Annotated in this window: 17 protein-coding genes; 11 read left to right on the top strand and 6 right to left on the bottom strand. The window is 43.0% G+C overall.

The annotated features are described in order from the left end of the window. The first annotated feature begins 60 nt into the window (after window positions 1–60). From FPZ43_RS12430 to FPZ43_RS12390, 9 genes are all read left to right on the top strand, one after another. Window positions 61–1,953 carry a RecQ family ATP-dependent DNA helicase gene (locus FPZ43_RS12430; protein WP_146382242.1) on the top strand — a complete coding sequence of 631 codons (1,893 nt, stop codon included), beginning with the start codon at window positions 61–63 and terminating at the stop codon, window positions 1,951–1,953. A gap of 329 nt (window positions 1,954–2,282) precedes the next feature. After that, window positions 2,283–2,894, top strand: a complete 612-nt coding sequence (locus FPZ43_RS12425) for a GIN domain-containing protein (protein ID WP_146382241.1) — start codon at window positions 2,283–2,285, stop codon at window positions 2,892–2,894. A 408-nt stretch (window positions 2,895–3,302) separates the two neighbouring features. Beyond that, the gene (locus tag FPZ43_RS12420; protein WP_146382240.1) at window positions 3,303–3,917 is read left to right on the top strand and encodes a GIN domain-containing protein; all 615 of its coding nucleotides are present in this window, start codon (window positions 3,303–3,305) and stop codon (window positions 3,915–3,917) included. Between the two features lie 123 nt (window positions 3,918–4,040). After that, a complete protein-coding gene (locus tag FPZ43_RS12415) occupies window positions 4,041–4,763 on the top strand; it encodes a head GIN domain-containing protein (RefSeq protein ID WP_146382239.1) in 723 nt (240 codons plus the stop codon). Between the two features lie 210 nt (window positions 4,764–4,973). Next, entirely contained in the window at window positions 4,974–6,326 is a 1,353-nt protein-coding gene (gene tig, locus FPZ43_RS12410; protein WP_146382238.1) for a trigger factor, read from the top strand. Between the two features lie 233 nt (window positions 6,327–6,559). After that, complete coding sequence (locus FPZ43_RS12405) at window positions 6,560–7,261, top strand: ATP-dependent Clp protease proteolytic subunit (protein ID WP_146382237.1); 702 nt, start codon at window positions 6,560–6,562, stop codon at window positions 7,259–7,261. 102 nt (window positions 7,262–7,363) lie between these two features. Then, window positions 7,364–8,602, top strand: coding sequence for an ATP-dependent Clp protease ATP-binding subunit ClpX (gene clpX, locus FPZ43_RS12400; RefSeq protein WP_146382236.1), 1,239 nt, complete (start codon window positions 7,364–7,366; stop codon window positions 8,600–8,602). A gap of 134 nt (window positions 8,603–8,736) precedes the next feature. Then, a complete protein-coding gene (locus FPZ43_RS12395) occupies window positions 8,737–9,597 on the top strand; it encodes an AMP nucleosidase (protein ID WP_146382235.1) in 861 nt (286 codons plus the stop codon). Window positions 9,598–9,874: 277 nt separating this feature from the next. Then, a complete protein-coding gene (locus FPZ43_RS12390) occupies window positions 9,875–11,236 on the top strand; it encodes a pyridoxal-phosphate dependent enzyme (protein WP_146382234.1) in 1,362 nt (453 codons plus the stop codon). A 74-nt stretch (window positions 11,237–11,310) separates the two neighbouring features. Here the strand turns inward: FPZ43_RS12390 and FPZ43_RS12385 are convergent, their stop codons facing one another. The 5 genes from FPZ43_RS12385 to FPZ43_RS12365 all read right to left on the bottom strand — a co-directional run bounded on the left by FPZ43_RS12385 (window position 11,311) and on the right by FPZ43_RS12365 (window position 13,994). Then, on the bottom strand, window positions 11,311–11,883 hold the full coding sequence (locus FPZ43_RS12385; RefSeq protein ID WP_146382233.1) for a Maf family protein: 573 nt from the start codon (window positions 11,881–11,883) through the stop codon (window positions 11,311–11,313). 92 nt (window positions 11,884–11,975) lie between these two features. After that, window positions 11,976–12,497 (bottom strand): KdsC family phosphatase, encoded by a 522-nt coding sequence (locus FPZ43_RS12380; RefSeq protein WP_146382232.1) that lies wholly within the window; start codon window positions 12,495–12,497, stop codon window positions 11,976–11,978. Window positions 12,498–12,580: 83 nt separating this feature from the next. Further along, window positions 12,581–12,823, bottom strand: a complete 243-nt coding sequence (gene iscX / locus FPZ43_RS12375) for a Fe-S cluster assembly protein IscX (RefSeq protein WP_146382231.1) — start codon at window positions 12,821–12,823, stop codon at window positions 12,581–12,583. Window positions 12,824–12,858: 35 nt separating this feature from the next. Beyond that, window positions 12,859–13,191, bottom strand: a complete 333-nt coding sequence (locus FPZ43_RS12370; protein WP_146382230.1) for a 2Fe-2S iron-sulfur cluster-binding protein — start codon at window positions 13,189–13,191, stop codon at window positions 12,859–12,861. Window positions 13,192–13,214: 23 nt separating this feature from the next. Further along, complete coding sequence (locus FPZ43_RS12365) at window positions 13,215–13,994, bottom strand: Rossmann-like and DUF2520 domain-containing protein (RefSeq protein ID WP_146382229.1); 780 nt, start codon at window positions 13,992–13,994, stop codon at window positions 13,215–13,217. Window positions 13,995–14,068: 74 nt separating this feature from the next. Here FPZ43_RS12365 and FPZ43_RS12360 point away from each other — a divergent pair, with 74 nt between their 5' ends. Then, window positions 14,069–14,404, top strand: a complete 336-nt coding sequence (locus tag FPZ43_RS12360; protein WP_146382228.1) for a YbjQ family protein — start codon at window positions 14,069–14,071, stop codon at window positions 14,402–14,404. Between the two features lie 50 nt (window positions 14,405–14,454). Beyond that, window positions 14,455–15,825 carry a dipeptidase gene (locus tag FPZ43_RS12355; protein WP_146382227.1) on the top strand — a complete coding sequence of 457 codons (1,371 nt, stop codon included), beginning with the start codon at window positions 14,455–14,457 and terminating at the stop codon, window positions 15,823–15,825. 117 nt (window positions 15,826–15,942) lie between these two features. Here the strand turns inward: FPZ43_RS12355 and FPZ43_RS12350 are convergent, their stop codons facing one another. Then, window positions 15,943–17,055: a mandelate racemase/muconate lactonizing enzyme family protein gene (locus tag FPZ43_RS12350; protein ID WP_391563977.1), complete on the bottom strand. Its 1,113-nt coding sequence runs from the start codon at window positions 17,053–17,055 to the stop codon at window positions 15,943–15,945. Window positions 17,056–17,233: the final 178 nt, after the last annotated feature.

The raw sequence follows: 17,233 nt of genomic DNA, 5'->3' as shown, positions 1-17,233 counted from the left end.
CCGGAAATCATATTTACAAAGCCCGCCAAAACTGACGGGCTTTGTTCGTGAACGAACTTAATGACACCACGCGAAATACTTAAACAATATTGGGGGCATGATGCCTTCCGGCCGATGCAGGAGGAGATCATTACGTCGGTGTTGGAAGGCCATGATACGTTGGCGCTGTTACCAACAGGCGGAGGTAAGTCTGTTTGTTTTCAGATACCGGCGCTTGTTAAAAAAGGTATTTGCATCGTAGTATCGCCGCTCATTGCCTTGATGAAGGATCAGGTGGAGAATCTGAAAGAAAAAGGCATCAGCGCTATCGCTATCGTATCCGGAATGGGCAAGCGTGAGGTGGATATTGCTTTAGATAATTGTATTTACGGGCCTGTCAAATTCCTTTACCTATCGCCCGAGCGCCTCTTATCCGAGCTGGTTTGCGAACGCATCAGGTATATGGATGTCAACCTGATTGCGGTTGATGAAGCGCATTGCATATCGCAATGGGGGTATGATTTTCGTCCGCAATACCTTCATATTGCTGATTTACGCGAACTGCATCCTGAAGTGCCTGTATTGGCGTTAACGGCCACGGCCACGGCGCAGGTGCGTGAGGATATCCAACAAAAACTTTCATTTACAAAAGCACGTGTTTATCAAAAAAGCTTTGAGCGTAAAAACCTGAGCTACGTAGTACAGCATACCGAAAACAAGGCCCGTAAGCTACTGGATGTGGCCAACGGCATAAAAGGCAGCGGTATAGTGTACGTACGCAGCCGCCGCGAGACGGCCGAGATTGCTAAATTTTATAATGAGAACGGCATCAGGGCCGATTACTACCATGCAGGCCTTTCAGCCGATGATCGGGCAGAGAAGCAAGAAGCCTGGAAAAATAACCGCACGCGTATCATTGTAGCAACTAATGCGTTTGGGATGGGGATTGACAAGCCCGACGTTAGGTTTGTTATACACAAGGATGCACCCGAAAGCCTTGAAGCTTATTACCAAGAAGCGGGCCGGGGTGGCAGGGATGAGCAAAAGGCCTATGGTGTTTTGCTTTATAACTATGCCGACCGCTTACGACAGGAGAAAATGTTTAGCCTGAATTTTCCATCTGTCGAGGAAATAAAGCAGGTTTATCATCAATTGGCCAATTACTGCCAGGTAGCTTATGAAACCGGCGAGGGTGTGAGTTTTGATCTTGACATTGGCGAGTTTTGCAGCCGCTTTAAGCTGGATGCCATTAAAACCCTCAACGCCCTTAAGTTTTTGGAACAGGACGAGTATCTGAGCTTTAACGAAAGTGTGTACCTGCCATCACGCTACAGGTTTGAAGTGCTGAACGAGGAGCTTTATAACTTCCAGATCCAGAACCCGGGTTGGGATCCATTTGTTAAAACGCTCCTGCGATCATACGGTGGAGCATTTGAAAACTATGTAAGGGTTAAGGAATTTGACGTTGCGCGCCGTAACGGCATGAGCACACAGCAGGTAATAGAAGGGTTAAAGCAACTGGATGAATTTGGTTTGCTGAGCTATTTGCAACAAACAGATATGCCGCAGGTTACCTGGCTAAAGCCACGACAGCACACACAAAACCTGTACATCAATAGCGCCTTTATAGAACAACGCAAGGCAACTTATCGTGCCAAAATGGAGGCGGTGTTTGCTTACGCCGAGCACCACAAATGCCGCAGCCAGATGCTGCTGGCTTATTTTGATGAAGATAACGCGCCCAAGTGCGGCGTTTGCGATGTTTGCCTCGAAGAGCGCCGCAAACAAAACGCTGCCGAGATTTTCGACAATATTACTAACGAAATAGTAAAGCACCTGAGTGAAGATGCCTGTACTTTGGATGATTTAGTAACCCGCATAAAGCTTGGCAACGAAAAAGAGAAAATTGCCACCATACGTATGCTGCTAGATGCCGGGAAGATTAAAACCGATGGCGAACGGTATTATTTGTAGTTGACTTTCAAATTAACTCATACTGCACAGTGCGACAGCAATTTTCTGTCTTGCCGAACGTAGTGAAGCATTTAATCGGCAATTGACGGAGCGTTAAAGATTCTTCGTCCCTCAGAATGACTAGAGTAGGGTTATAGACCATGCTGCCGCCTACTTCCCCAAAAAAAACTTTCCGTTTTTACCGCCTAAAATCCGGCGTTCGCCGACACAATTGCCCCGTACATCTATTTGGCCAAAAGTTGTTGTAACGTTTTAAAAATGGAGGCGTCATATGGGTGTATTTAAAAACAAGAAATAATTAAATAACTCACAATCAAAATATTAATACCATGAAAACTTCATTCTTAACCATCGCCACTATCTTCACTTTAGCTATAGGTACCGTTACTTCATCTTTTGCAGCAACTGCGCCAACTAATAATGACGACGCCAGCACCATTCTTAACAACGTAAGCAAGATCAACAAAATTGAGGTTTACGGTAACGTAGAACTGTTCGTGTCTGACGGTACTGCCGACCAGGTAAAAGTTTACAATAAATACTATGCAGAAAATGCATTGGTGCAAAGTAAAGACGGTGTGTTACGCATTTCATCATACGCCAACAAAAAACTGGTTGTTTGGGTAACCGCTGCTGATTTACGGGCAATCACTGCAAACGATAATGCCGAAGTAAAATCATTCGGAAGTTTGTCTGCCATTCAGTTAGATGTTACACTTAACAACAGCGCATCCGCCAAGTTGGATCTGGATGCTCACCAGGCAAACATTACTTTAAAAAACCGCGCGACAGCAAATTTAACCGGTAGCGTAACAAACTACACTATAGATCAAGACCAGTCATCAACCGTTAACCAAACCAACCTTGTGGCAGAAAACACCACAAGCAAAATAAACAAGTTTGCCAAAGCCGGCCAACAACAGGAACTGGTTACTTTGTAAACACTACTTTTGCAAAAGTTCAACATATATTTAAAACAGCCGCCTTTACGGGCGGCTGTTTTTGTTTTTGTGATCTCATGTTTTGACTGATGCGAGCTTAGCAAGAGTTGCCTCGGCTTAACTTTCCTTCAGCCTAATGCTAACGCTATTTTAGTCACGAGTTGTAAACTCGCGACAGTATTATTTTTAATTTAAAACAAACGAAAGCTATTCCCCACTGCCCACTGCCCACTGCCCACTGCCCACTGCCCACTGCCAATTCACCGACAGATACACGTCGCTTACCGTGATAACCCCGCCATACACGTAATAGGCGGCATATTGCTGTAACGTTTCTTTCAGTGGTTCGTCTTATAAGTGTAATTAAAGTTCATAAATCAATTCACTGAAAATCAAAATATTAATATCATGAAAACTAAAGTATTAACCATCGCAGCTATAATGATTATGGCAATGGCAGCCACTAAAAATAACGCTAACGCAAACACCGTAAAAGCCGAAGGCGAAGTAAGCACCGTGCTAACAAACATCAGCACTATCAACAAGATTGAGGTGCATGGCAATGTGGAGCTTTTCGTATCAGACGGCAACGCCGACCAGGTAAAAGTTTACAATAAATATTATGCAGAAAACGCTTTGATACAAGGTAAAGACGGCGTGTTGCGCATTGCCTCATACAAAAACGAAAAACTGGTAGTTTGGGTAACCGCAAATGATTTACGCGCCATCACCGCTTATGATAATGCCGAAGTAAAATCATTTGGCAACCTGTCAAAAATCCAGTTGGATGTTCAATTGTACAACAACGCCACTGCTAATCTTAAACTTGATGCCTACACAGCAAACATCAGCGTTAACGATGCCGCTAAAGCTACTATTACAGGCACAGCCGACGATTGCACAATTAAGTACGCCGATGCTGCAAACATCAACCACAAAGGTTTTGTAGCTTTAAATTCAACCACAACTAAAATTGGGTCACCTTCAGTAATTTCAAAAGGCAACCAGTTGGCCGGTTTGTAACAAATAGCAGCAAGGCCGCTGCATCACTTAAAAAGCTGTCGGATGGTTTCGATGGCTTTTTTAATTATTAAGCTGTAACTTCAGCCGCTTTACGGTAGTCAAAACTTAAACACAATAAATATCATGAAAAACTTAGCCTTAAAACTAACCATATTGTCGGCAGCCATATTTGCCGTAACCTTAACATCATGCAAATCCCGCTGTAAAAAAGGATCGGGTAACATGGTAGATAACAACCGCAAGGTTGAAGAATTTGACCGCCTTGAGGTTGACGGCGGCTATAAGGTAACGCTGGTGCAGGATAGCACCAACACTGTTACTGTACACGCAGATGATAACCTGATGCAATACATACAAACAGGTGTAAGCGGTAGCCGCCTGCGTATCCACAACAGTAAAAACCTTTGCAGCAAAAGTGGTATCGAGGTTATTGTACACTTCCGTAAACTGCAAGATTTGAAAGGTGCAGGCGCAGTTGAGTTTACAAATAACGGTGTGCTTAACTTTGGCGATCTGAAAATTGATTTATCCGGCGCATCAAAGGTTGACCTTGAATTAAAAGCAACTAACGTTTTCACAAAAGGCAGCGGCGCTACAGAAATTATGCTTAAAGGGCAGGCCGCAAGCCACGATGTTGACCTTACCGGTAGCGGCAAGTTGGAAGCATTAGATTTTGTTGTAGGCAAGTACCAGATAGAAACAACAGGTGCAAGCAACTGCCGTATTAATGTACTTAGCAGCCTTGCGGTTAACACTACCGGTGCGTCAGAAATTGAATACCGTGGCACCCCATCAGACGTTAGCACTAAAAAAACAGGTGCATCAACAATTAAGAAAATTGATTAAGTGCTGGCTGCAAGCAAGTACTTCTATAAAGGCCGGTTTACCGGCCTTTATTATTGGGGTTAGGGTATGAGCTAAAGGCAAGCTTTATCGGCTAAAATTTCAGCGAGTTGCAAGTGTGTATATTCAAAATTATTCGTACTTTTGCGCCTCTAAAAAGCTGCGATAGGGTAACTTATGGCTGCAAGTGATTTTTAAATATCCGTTAAAGAAATGAATATAGCACAGGAAAAAATTGACAACCTGAACGCGGTTGTAAAAATTAATATTGATCCGGCTGATTACCAGCCAAGGGTTGAAAAAGCCATTAAAGACCAGGCTAAAAAGGCCAACATTCCCGGTTTCCGTAAGGGTATGGTACCTGCATCGCACATTAAAAAAATGTACGGTAAAAGCATTTTGGTTGATGAGATCAATAACCTGCTTAACGATACTTTAGGTAAATATCTTGAAGACGAGAAATTAGAAGTTTTAGGCCAGCCGCTTCCAAAACGTGGCGAAGATGAGAAAGATTATAACTGGGATTTTAACGACAATTTTGAATTTGCTTACGAAATTGGTTTGGCTCCTGAGTTTACAATCGATTTCGATTCAAAAGATAAACTTACCCAATACGAAATAAAAGTTGATGACGAAACGCTTGCATCACGTATCAAAAATATCCGTCGCAGCTATGGCAAAATGACAAATCCTGACGTATCGGCAGATGGGGATGTACTTTGGTCAGAATTAGTGCAGCTTTCTCCTGATGGTTCTGTTTTTGAGGGTGGCATTACCAACACAGCGTCTGTACGTTTAGACCTGATCCAGGACGAGGCTATCAAAGCATCTTTGATTGGTTTAAAAAAGGGCGATGAGTTAACAATTGATTTGCAAAAAGCATACGGTAATGATGCTGCTAAAATTGCCGGTTTATTAAAAATCGAAGAAGATGCAGCTGCCGATTTGCAATCAAACTTCAAACTGACTGTAAAGAACGTTAACCGTTTAGATGAGTCGGACTTGAACCAGGAGTTCTTTGATAAAATATTTGGCGAAGGTGTGGTTACTACTGAAGAAGGTTTCCGCGAGAAGATCACCGAAGAGCTGGAAGGTATGATGAAGCAGGATAGCGAGCGTAAACTGCAAAGCGACATCTATAACTACAGCCTTGAAAAAGTGAACTTTGAATTGCCTGACGAGTTCTTGAAGCGCTGGTTGAAAGTTACAAACGAAAAACTTAGCGACGAAGAATTAGAAGGCGGTTATGCTGATTTTGCGAAAAACCTGAAATGGACGCTGATTGCTAACAAAATAATTACTGATAACAAAATCGAAATTAAATACGACGAGGTTTTTGCTTACGCAAAAATGAGTTTAGATCAGCAATTCAGGTTATACAGCCAGCAGTCATTATCTGACGAGCAATTGGGCCAGTATACAGTACAATACCTGCAAGACAAAGAAAACGCGAACAAAATATTTGAAGAAGTTAAAGCCGTTAAGGTGTTTGACTACATCAAAAGCGTTATCACACTTGATAAGAAAGAGATATTGTTTACAGACTTTAACAAACTGCAAGACTAATACCGTATTTCTTAATACACTTTTACCAAAAGCATTTGCCCAAAAGGCAGGTGCTTTTGTGTTTTATGCCAATAATTGTTATTTATTATTTAAAAGAAAGGGCAACTTAAAATGACTATTTGAGGGTCATTATTTTACTTTTTAAAAACTTTATAGTTTTAATGTTTATTCAAACTTAAAACTATATTTATCGCAATTACCTAAAAACAAAAGATTCAAAACAAACAAATATCATGAGTAGTAATATTGATAAAAATGAATTCCGTAAATACGCTGTAAAGCATCACCGCATCAACAGCTTATATGTAGATAAATTTATTGCCGGTGTAGATAGGGTTAAAATGCCAACGGCTATGACACCGTACATACTTGAAGAGCGCCAGTTAAATGTACAGGCCATGGACGTATTTTCACGTTTAATGATGGACCGTATTATTTTCCTTGGCGATGCCATCTATGATCAAAACGCAAACATTATACAGGCTCAGTTGCTGTTTTTGCAATCGGCCGATGCGAAGCGTGATATCCAGATCTACATCAACTCTCCGGGTGGCTCGGTATATGCCGGCTTAGGTATTTATGATACCATGCAGTTTATATCAAATGATGTGGCAACTATTTGTACAGGTATGGCTGCATCAATGGGTGCTGTATTGCTTTGCGCAGGTACAGCAGGTAAACGTGCCGCTTTGCCACACTCAAGGGTAATGATACACCAGCCATCAGGCGGTGCTCAGGGCCAGCAATCTGATATCGAGATCACTTATCACGAGATCACAAAACTTAAAAAAGAGTTATACCAGATCATTGCAGACCATAGCGGTGCCGATTTCCAGAAGGTTTGGGATGCATCAGACCGTGACCACTGGATGATTGCTGAAGAAGCAAAAGAGTTTGGTATGGTTGACGAAATTTTAAGAGGCAACAAACAATAAGCAATTATTTTGTTATAGCAATGCGTTGTAACGTAAAACAGTTGCAGCGCATTGTTTTTATATTAGCAAATAATTAAATTACACTTTTAACCAATAGGTAGGATGAACAAGAACAGCAAGGAGATCAGATGCTCGTTTTGCGGTGCAGGTAAGCAGGATTCCCTGATGCTTATAGCCGGTCTTGATGCGCACATTTGTGATAAATGTGTAAACCAGGCAAACGAGATACTGGCCGAGGAGTTGAAAGTGCGTAAGGTGAAGGCATCTCCGGCAACACCGGCCGTGCTTAAACCTTCAGAAATAAAAGCACATCTCGATCAATATATTATTGGTCAGGATGATGCAAAAAAAGTATTGGCAGTTTCTGTTTACAACCATTACAAACGCCTTAATCAGCGTGTTGATAAAGATGAGGTTGAGATTGAAAAATCAAACATCATTATGGTGGGCGAAACAGGTACCGGTAAAACACTGCTTGCAAAAACACTTGCCAAGGTATTAAATGTGCCTTTCTGCATTTGCGATGCTACAGTACTAACTGAGGCAGGTTATGTAGGCGAGGATGTTGAAAGCATACTTACCCGCTTGCTGCAATCTGCAGACTACGATGTGAACACTGCCGAGCGTGGCATTGTATATATTGATGAGGTTGATAAGATTGCCCGTAAAAGCGACAATGCATCCATTACCCGCGATGTTAGCGGTGAAGGTGTACAACAAGCCCTACTGAAGATTTTAGAGGGTACTATGGTAAACGTACCGCCTCAGGGTGGCCGTAAACACCCGGATCAAAAAATGATTACGGTTAACACCAGCAATATCCTGTTTATATGCGGCGGCGCCTTTGATGGTATCGACCGTAAAATTGCGGGCAGGCTGCGTACGCAAACTGTAGGTTATAAAATGAAAGGCGATGCAGATGATATTGATCTGAAAAACCTTTATAAATACATCACACCGCAGGATCTTAAATCATTTGGTTTAATTCCTGAACTGATTGGCCGTTTGCCTATATTAACGTATTTAAACCCGTTGGATAGGGAGGCCCTTCACAATATTTTAACTGAGCCAAAAAACTCATTATTGAAGCAGTACAAAAAACTGTTTGAGTACGAAGGGGTAAAGTTAGAATTTGATACCGATGTGTTAGATTTTATTGTAGATAAAGCTGTAGAGTTTAAACTTGGCGCGCGTGGCTTACGCTCAATTTGCGAGGCAATCATGATTGATGCCATGTTTGAGTTTCCATCAAAAAAGGATGTTAAGCGCTTAAATGTTACGCTTGATTATGCTATGGAGAAGTTTGAAAAATCCGACCTTAAAAAATTAAAGGTAGCTTAATGACAAAGACATAGCTTTTTGCTATCTTTGTAACATTCTCAATAACAAAACACTAACCCTGGTGCAACGCCGGGGTTTGCTGTATAAAAAGGTTTTGTAAACCAGTGCCCGCCCGGGCCAAAACATAAATTAGTATGAACGAAGAATTAGATATAAAGAAAGACGCCCCGGAGACAACCGGAAAAAAACCAAGAGAAGTTCAATCGCCAATAAAATCGGGTTTAAAAACAAAAGAGGCAATTGTTGCCAATTGGCTGCCACGTTACACGGGCCGCCCGCTCGATCAGTTTGGTGATTATATTATCTTAACCAACTTTTCGAAATACCTGCAGCTATTTTCGGAGTGGAACGATAATGCACCTATTATGGGTCTTGAAAAACCTATGCAAAGTGTAACCGCAAATGGCATTACCATTATTAACTTCGGTATGGGTAGCTCGGTTGCTGCAACCGTAATGGATCTGCTTACTGCCATACACCCTAAAGCAGTTATATTTTTAGGTAAGTGCGGTGGCCTTAAAAAAAAGAACAACGTAGGCGACCTTATCCTGCCCATAGCGGCTATTCGCGGTGAAGGTACATCAAATGATTACCTGCCACCAGAAGTGCCCGCACTGCCTTCGTTTGCTCTTCAGAAGGCCATCTCGACAACTATCCGCGACAACTCCCGCGATTATTGGACAGGCACATGCTACACAACCAACCGCCGCGTTTGGGAGCACGATAAGGAATTTAAAAAATACCTGAAAAGCCTGCGTGCAATGGCTGTTGACATGGAGACGGCAACCATTTTTACAACAGGCTTTGCCAATAAAATTCCTACAGGTGCATTGTTGCTGGTATCTGATCAGCCAATGATTCCGGAAGGTGTTAAAACGGCAGAGAGCGACTCATCAGTTACCGAAAAGTTTGTTGAAACCCATCTGCGGGTAGGTATCGACTCGTTAAAGCAACTCATAAACGGCAGCTTAACCGTTAAGCACCTTAAGTTTTAAAATTATACTTAGAGATTGGTTGTCAAAGATTTCTTTCTTTGACGCCAACAAAATTTCTATGCTTTCTCGTCCCTGCGTTTGGTTCAAAAAAATGGCAGGATGTTATTCCATTGCTTTATTGTCCTCTCGCACGCTGTTTTTACCGATGCGATTATTGCAAAGGCTTATTATGAGATAGCTCTTGCAAATCTTTAACAGCCCATGCAGGCTGCTGCCGAAATATTTAGTAATTTTGCCTCATCCCTGTTTGTATACAGGCTTAGTAGACAATTAGATTATGTGGCATAATAACATATTGGAAACCATTGGCCATACACCATTGGTAAAGCTTAACAAAGTTGTAAAAGATATCCCGGCAACCGTGCTGGCTAAAATAGAGACCACTAACCCCGGTAACTCTATTAAGGACCGCATGGCCCTTAAGATGATTGAGGATGCCGAAAAGAGCGGCAAACTTAAGCCAGGTGGTACCATCATTGAGGGTACATCTGGTAACACAGGCATGGGGCTTGCTATTGCAGCCGTTATAAAAGGTTACAAATGTATTTTTACCAGCACCGATAAGCAATCAAAAGAAAAATTTGATGCGCTGCGTGCCTTTGGTGCCGAGGTTATAGTTTGCCCGACTAACGTGGAGCCGGAAGATCCGCGCTCTTACTATTCAGTATCATCAAGGTTAGAGGCTGAAGTGCCAAATTCATGGAAACCCAACCAGTATGATAACCTGAGCAACTCGCAGGCACATTATGAGCAAACCGGTCCGGAAATTTGGGAGCAGACCGAAGGCAAAATAACACACCTGGTAGTAGGGGTGGGTACCGGTGGTACCATATCGGGTACTGCAAAGTATTTAAAAGAGAAAAACCCAAACATACAGGTATTAGGCATTGATACTTATGGTTCGGTATTTAAAAAATACAAAGAGACCGGCGAGTTTGACAAGAACGAGATTTACCCATATATAACTGAGGGTATTGGCGAAGACTTTTTACCACAAAACGTAAACTTTGACCTGATAGATCATTTTGAGAAAGTAACTGACAAAGACGCTGCCCTGATGACTCGCGAGATTGCGCGTAAGGAAGGCATATTTGCAGGTAACTCAACAGGATCTGCCGTGGCTGGTACTCTACAGTTGAAGGATAAGTTTAAAGAGGGTGATGTAGTGGTTATTATTTTCCCTGACCACGGTACACGTTACCTTGGTAAAATGTATAATGATGACTGGTTGCGCGATCGCGGTTTCCTGAAAGAGGAGAAGCTTACAGCACGTCATATCATCAGCAAAAAGGAGAACCAGGAGATTATTACTATCGATTGCGAGAAAACTGTTTTGGAGGCTATTAACACTATCAAATCGCTTAACATATCACAGATACCGGTTACGCAGCACGGCATGGTTATCGGTAAAATCACGGAGAGCGATATCCTGAATTCGCTGATGGAAAATCCCGGCATTAAATCGCAGCCGGTTAAAAGTATTTCGACAGCCCCATTCCCGTTTGTTGATTTGAATACATCTATCGACAAGATCTCGACCATGATCAACAAAGACAATATAGCCGTACTTGTTGAAGATGAGCGTGGGCAGATAGAAATTATTACCCAGTATGACATTATCAATGCGATATCTGCGTAAGTTTGAAATATAAACTAAACAAAAAGAGGCGCGATTTATCGCGCCTCTTTTTGTTATAAAAATTCTTTAAGAGACTATGCTTTTAAAGCCTTTAATTGCTGATATACCTTCTCCGTCGGCAGGCCTACCACATTGGTGTATGAGCCATTAATACGCTCGATGCCGATAAGGCCAATGCGCTGCTGTATGCCGTATGAGCCCGCTTTATCAAATGGCTTATACTCTTCAACGTATCTTGTTATTTCTTCGTCAGTCAACTGGCGGAAAAAAACCTCGGAGCGGTCATAAAATTTATTGTAATTGCCTTTATAAAGCAGGCAAACACCGGTGTAAACCTCATGAACCTTGCCGGAAAGACGCTTAAGCATTTCGACAGCATGTTCGGCAGATTCCGGCTTGCCTAATATTAAGCCGTCAACGGCTACAATGGTGTCGGCCGTTAAAACAACTTCATCTGTAACATCCTCGTCGAAAGCTTCTGCTTTTTTTGCTGCGATATGTACTGCTATCTCCGCAGGAGTTAAGCCCTCGGGGTACGATTCGTCCACCTCTTTTAAAACCACACGGAAATCAATATCCATCAGCTTTAAAAGTTCCTGCCTGCGCGGCGATTTGGATGCAAGTATAATCTTTGGGAAATTACTCATCGTATATAGTTGATGGTTCATAGATCATTGTCGAAAACTATAAACAGCTCTGCAATTTTTGACTTTTGGCTTTCTACTTTTAACTTAAAGAGCTACCAGCTGTAAGCCTGTTCGTTAAGCCATGTGCCCTGCACCTTCATCACTTTTTCAATGATCTCTCTCGCGCAACCTCTACCGCCGGGTATTGGCGATACATAAGTGCAAATAGCTTTAATTTCTTCGGCGGCATCTGCGGGGCAAACCGGCAGGCCAATCATTTGCATGGCAGCCAGATCAGGGATGTCATCGGCCATGTAGAGTATAGTTGACGGATGGATGCTTTTCTCCTCCATAAATAGCTTAAGTCTGTCAACCTTGGTATTGGTACCCAGGTAAACGTCGTAAATGCCCAAGCTATTTAAGCGGAATAAAGCGCTTTTTGAGCGGCTGCCGGATATAGCTGCAACATTGTAACCGCTTTTAACCGCAAGCTGCAAAGCATAGCCATCTTTAATGTTAAAGGCGCGGCTTTGCACACCGGCTTCGGTAACAAATACCGACCCATCGGTAAGTACGCCGTCAACATCAAAAATAAACGTGGTTATATCTTTTAACTTGCTGAAGAAGCTTTCCATTTGATTGGTTTGATCGGTTAATTAGTCATTAGTGGCTGTAAATCATCTGCACATCCGCACATTTGAAATTTGCACAACAAAAACTATTGATTATCGCGCCATTCGTAAACCCAGGCCGATTGTATTTGCTCCAGGTGGCCTTCGTTTGATTCCTCACGGGTGCCGGCAAAGTTTGGCAGGGTAAGCACCCATTCCAATAAATCGGTAAAGCGTATGCGGTATATTTTTGATTCGTCGAAGTCGTCGCCAAACTTTTCATAAAGTTCCATAGCTATATCTTCGTAATCGTTCCAATGTATCGGAAGAGCAAATTTGTTGTCTGTCATGTTATATGATAGCGTAAAATACGTGCAAATAAAAATTAGTGGCCCATAAAGGACGACTGATCCGGCAGGGTAACTTCAATGTCGCCATCAATAACTACACACTGGCAACCCAGGCGTGACGTGATGCGCGGGTTTATGGCCCTGTCAATAAAGTCTTCTTCCTTATCAGATATTTCCTGGATGTTATCCATCCCCTTGTTCACATAAATGTGGCAGGTGCTGCAACCGCAAACGCCGCCGCAGTTATGCTGCAACTCAATGCCGTTTTCAAGGCAAACATCCAACACAGATTCTCCCTCGGCAATAGGCAGCACCACAGATTCATGGTCGGCCTCTTCAAAGTTGATCTTTAAATTAAAAATATTCATTTTGGCAAAAGTAACAAAATTACTTATCCCGCGTTACCTGCTGCCTTGTTTTTGATAATGCCCTGACTTAGCAGCTCATATATCTCCTGCAAATTATTTTGCCCGCTAAGCATCTGTAAATGTGCAGCCATGGTTTGCTCGTCATTTCGCACAGCCGGCCCGGTTTGTACGGAGCCGGGTAAGTTTGTTTTAATCTTATCGGCAGTTTCAATTATAAGCGGTCGCAGCATATCAAAACTCATATCACTACCTGCCAATAGGTGTTGCGCTATTCCGTATAGATAGTTGGGAAAGTTACAGGCAAATACAGCGGCCAGGTGCAACACCTTGCGCTGAGTCGAGCTTACGCGGTATATGTTATTGCTAACATCGCGTGCAAGGGCCTCAAGGCTTTGGGTAATGGACTCGTCTGCGCCTTCAATACACATAGGCACATCCCAAAAGTTTACCTCTTTGGTTTTGCTGAAAGTTTGCAGCGGGTAAAATACGCCGGCCTTGTCGGTAAAAGCGGTGAGCTGTTGTAAAACTGCCGCGCCCGATGTGTGGGCCATCAATATATCGTGTTTTGCGAGTTGCTCGGCCACATTGGCGATGGCATCATCTTTAACAGAAATGATGAAAATATCTGTATCCGTATCAATCTGCTGCAAATTATCTATAGCATCTGCACCCAAATGGTAAGCCAGTAAGGCGGCATTTTGCATGGTTGGGCTGTAAACCTGTGCAATGCGGTGGCCTGCGTTTTTTAAAGCCGCCCCAAGATGTGTTGCCACATTGCCCGATCCGATGAGTGTGATACGCATATTTGTAAAATCTTAACGGGGCTAAATTAAATAAAACCCTACTTTTATAACAAAACCAATAAGAACACATCACTATGGATACTTCATTAATTACTACAAGCAATACTTTAGAAGGTTACAAAGTTACTAAATACCTTGGCGTGGTACGGGGTATTACCGTGCGCAGCCGCAGTGTTTTGGGTAATATGGCAGGTGGCTTCCAGTCGCTTTTTGGCGGCAGGCTTTCTGTTTATGTTGAGCTATGCGAAAACGCCCGCGAAGAAGCTTATCAGCTGTTGGTGCAACATGCACGCGTTATGGGCGCCAATGCTATTATCAATATGCGTTACGATGCCAACGAGATTATGCAGGGCATTACCGAGGTTTTAGCTTATGGCACTGCGGTAATAGTCGAGAAAAACGCTGAATAATGCACGCTTCATTTCAACAACCTTATATTTGCCTTAAAACTATTTAACCTATGCAATTTATTAAGCAATATATAGAAGATAATAAGCAGCGCCTGCTCGACGAGTTATTTGAACTGCTGCGCTTTCCATCAGTAAGTGCCGACCCTAAATATGCCCCTGATGTTTTAAAAACGGCCGATTATGTAGCCGGCAAGTTAACAGAAGCAGGAGCCGATAACGTTGAAGTTTGCAAAACAGCAGGTTACCCCATTGTTTACGGCGAAAAGATAATTGACCCTTCCAAGCCTACCGTGCTTGTATACGGCCACTATGATGTGCAACCACCGGATCCATTGGAACTTTGGAAAACCCCGCCGTTTGAGCCAACAGTACGTGATGGCAAGATATATGCCCGCGGTGCTTGCGACGATAAAGGCCAGTTTTACATGCACGTAAAGGCCTTTGAACTGATGATGCAGACCGATATCCTGCCATGCAACATTAAGTTTATGATTGAGGGTGAGGAGGAAGTAGGCTCTGCCAACCTGGCCACCTTCGTAAAAGAAAATAAGGAACGCCTGAAGGCCGATGTGATACTGATATCTGATACATCGATGATCAGCATGGAGCACCCGTCGTTAGAAACGGGTTTGCGTGGCTTGTCATACCTGGAGGTTGAGGTTACAGGCCCTAACCGTGATTTGCACTCGGGTGTATATGGTGGCGCAGTAGCTAACCCTGCTACCATATTGGCAAAAATGATTGCTTCCCTGCATGATGAAAATAATCATATCACTATTCCCGGCTTTTATGATGATGTTGTAGAGTTGACGCAAGCTGAAAAGGACGCTTTAAACTCTGCCCCTTATGATGAAACCCAATACAAGCAGGACCTTGACATAGCCGAGCTTTGGGGCGAAAAAGGATACAGCACTTTTGAGCGTACCGGCACCCGCCCAACGCTTGAGGTTAACGGTATATGGGGAGGTTACATCGGCGAAGGTGCAAAAACAGTACTGCCGTCAAAGGCCAATGCAAAAATTTCGATGCGTTTGGTGCCGAACCAAACATCAGAAGAAATTACGAAATTGTTTACCGATCATTTTCTAAAAATTGCGCCGGCATCTGTAAAGGTAAAAGTGACCCCACACCACGGCGGCGAGCCAGCGGTGACACCAACAGACAGTGTTGCCTATAGAGCAGCACAAAAGGCCATTGCCGAAGCTTTCGGTAAAGATCCTATCCCAACTCGCGGAGGAGGTAGTATCCCTATTGTGGCCCTTTTTGAAGCTGAACTTGGCCTTAAAACCGTATTGATGGGCTTTGGGCTTGACAGCGATGCGCTGCACTCGCCAAACGAGAAATACGATATCTTTAATTATTACAAAGGCATCGAGACTATACCGTTGTTTCATAAGTATTTTGCTGAGCTGAGTAAGTAAATAAATATTACTCTCCACGCGTCATTGCGAGCAACAGCGAAGCAATCTTCGATAGAACAGTTTGCTAAATGCTTGTCGAAGATTGCTTCCTCGCAATGACGCTTTTTACGTTAGTGGCTACACCACCCACCTTTCACACCCTGCCAAAAATTCTTCATCTGCGTCGGCACCTATACCGATTTTATCACTGATGTTTAATTTGTAGCCGTCATAAGTTACTCCGCCAATGCATGGGTCGGCAAGGTGGCCCAGCATGCAGGTATCCATATCATAAAACTTAACGTTCGGGCTGGCGTAAACAAAATGTAGTTTAGCACTCAGCGCAATTCGGCTTTCCAGCATACCACCCATCATGCAAGGTATGTCATATGCGGCAGCCGTATCATGAATTTGCTTTGCCTCTAATATACCACCGGATTTGGCCATTTTAATATTGATGTAATGGCACGATTTGCTCACGATTTGCTTTCGAGCATCGTGATGATTATAAACGCTTTCGTCGGCCATTATTTTAACGGGAGATAGTGTCATTAGTTCCGGCAGTTTATCATCATACCAAGTGCGCATAGGTTGCTCGCAAAATTCAATATCATATTGGCCAATAGCTTGCAATGCAAAAACAGCATCGTCAAAAGTCCAGCCCTGGTTAGCATCAACACGTATTTTCAAGCCAGGCCCAACGGCGTCGCGTATTTGTTTAATTCGCTCCACATCTTCGGGTGCATCTTTACCCAGCTTTACTTTAAGGATATTGGCGCCATTATTTTTAAATTCAACTGCCTTGGCGGCCATATCTGCGGGCTTGCCAATACCAATGGTGATATCACTTTCAACTTCGCGTGGTTCACCTCCTAAAAATTTGTACAGTGGCTGGTCTGCATGTTTCGCAGCAATGTCATATAAAGCCATATCAAAGGCGCTTTTAATAGTGGTGTTGCCTGCGGTAAAACTGTGTAGTTGCTGCATCCGGGCCGGGATATCAAGGGCATTCTGTCCTTTCCACAACCGGGCAAACTCGCGGGCCATTGCCAGGCAGGTATCCTGCGTTTCGCCCACAATCATCGGAAAGGCAGAGCATTCGCCCACACCGTAAAGCCCCGCATTGGTATGTACCCTTATAAAAACATTCTGTGCATGGTCCAGGGTGCCGGTTGCAATTGTAAAAGGCTCCATGGGGATGCTAAAGCGATAGATATCTACAGAAGTAATCAATATAGGTTTGTTTTTCATAAAATGAGCTTTGCCTAAAATAAAACAAATAAAATAACGATGGGTTAACCATTTGTACAATAATACATTTACATTATATTTGTAGTTCTGCAACATTCAATCTAGCACTCCGGTTAGCGCCCAGCTGACTGATCATGTGCCGGATAACTTTTTTCAAATTTTATTATCCAAAATATAC

It is taken from the genome of Mucilaginibacter pallidiroseus, assembly GCF_007846085.1.
GTDB classification, from domain to species: Bacteria; Bacteroidota; Bacteroidia; order Sphingobacteriales; family Sphingobacteriaceae; genus Mucilaginibacter; species Mucilaginibacter pallidiroseus.
The sequence above is the reverse complement of the archived record's forward strand: the minus strand, read 5'-3'. Positions and strand labels throughout refer to the sequence as shown.

What these genes read in the sequence shown, in the direction of transcription:
- FPZ43_RS12430 (WP_146382242.1), top strand. Translation starts at nt 61, where the DNA reads ATGACACCACGCGAAATACTTAAACAATATTGGGGGCATGATGCCTTC.
- FPZ43_RS12425 (WP_146382241.1), top strand. Translation starts at nt 2,283, where the DNA reads ATGAAAACTTCATTCTTAACCATCGCCACTATCTTCACTTTAGCTATA.
- FPZ43_RS12420 (WP_146382240.1), top strand. Translation starts at nt 3,303, where the DNA reads ATGAAAACTAAAGTATTAACCATCGCAGCTATAATGATTATGGCAATG.
- FPZ43_RS12415 (WP_146382239.1), top strand. Translation starts at nt 4,041, where the DNA reads ATGAAAAACTTAGCCTTAAAACTAACCATATTGTCGGCAGCCATATTT.
- tig (WP_146382238.1), top strand. Translation starts at nt 4,974, where the DNA reads ATGAATATAGCACAGGAAAAAATTGACAACCTGAACGCGGTTGTAAAA.
- FPZ43_RS12405 (WP_146382237.1), top strand. Translation starts at nt 6,560, where the DNA reads ATGAGTAGTAATATTGATAAAAATGAATTCCGTAAATACGCTGTAAAG.
- clpX (WP_146382236.1), top strand. Translation starts at nt 7,364, where the DNA reads ATGAACAAGAACAGCAAGGAGATCAGATGCTCGTTTTGCGGTGCAGGT.
- FPZ43_RS12395 (WP_146382235.1), top strand. Translation starts at nt 8,737, where the DNA reads ATGAACGAAGAATTAGATATAAAGAAAGACGCCCCGGAGACAACCGGA.
- FPZ43_RS12390 (WP_146382234.1), top strand. Translation starts at nt 9,875, where the DNA reads ATGTGGCATAATAACATATTGGAAACCATTGGCCATACACCATTGGTA.
- FPZ43_RS12385 (WP_146382233.1), bottom strand. Translation starts at nt 11,883, where the DNA reads ATGAGTAATTTCCCAAAGATTATACTTGCATCCAAATCGCCGCGCAGG.
- FPZ43_RS12380 (WP_146382232.1), bottom strand. Translation starts at nt 12,497, where the DNA reads ATGGAAAGCTTCTTCAGCAAGTTAAAAGATATAACCACGTTTATTTTT.
- iscX (WP_146382231.1), bottom strand. Translation starts at nt 12,823, where the DNA reads ATGACAGACAACAAATTTGCTCTTCCGATACATTGGAACGATTACGAA.
- FPZ43_RS12370 (WP_146382230.1), bottom strand. Translation starts at nt 13,191, where the DNA reads ATGAATATTTTTAATTTAAAGATCAACTTTGAAGAGGCCGACCATGAA.
- FPZ43_RS12365 (WP_146382229.1), bottom strand. Translation starts at nt 13,994, where the DNA reads ATGCGTATCACACTCATCGGATCGGGCAATGTGGCAACACATCTTGGG.
- FPZ43_RS12360 (WP_146382228.1), top strand. Translation starts at nt 14,069, where the DNA reads ATGGATACTTCATTAATTACTACAAGCAATACTTTAGAAGGTTACAAA.
- FPZ43_RS12355 (WP_146382227.1), top strand. Translation starts at nt 14,455, where the DNA reads ATGCAATTTATTAAGCAATATATAGAAGATAATAAGCAGCGCCTGCTC.
- FPZ43_RS12350 (WP_391563977.1), bottom strand. Translation starts at nt 17,055, where the DNA reads ATGAAAAACAAACCTATATTGATTACTTCTGTAGATATCTATCGCTTT.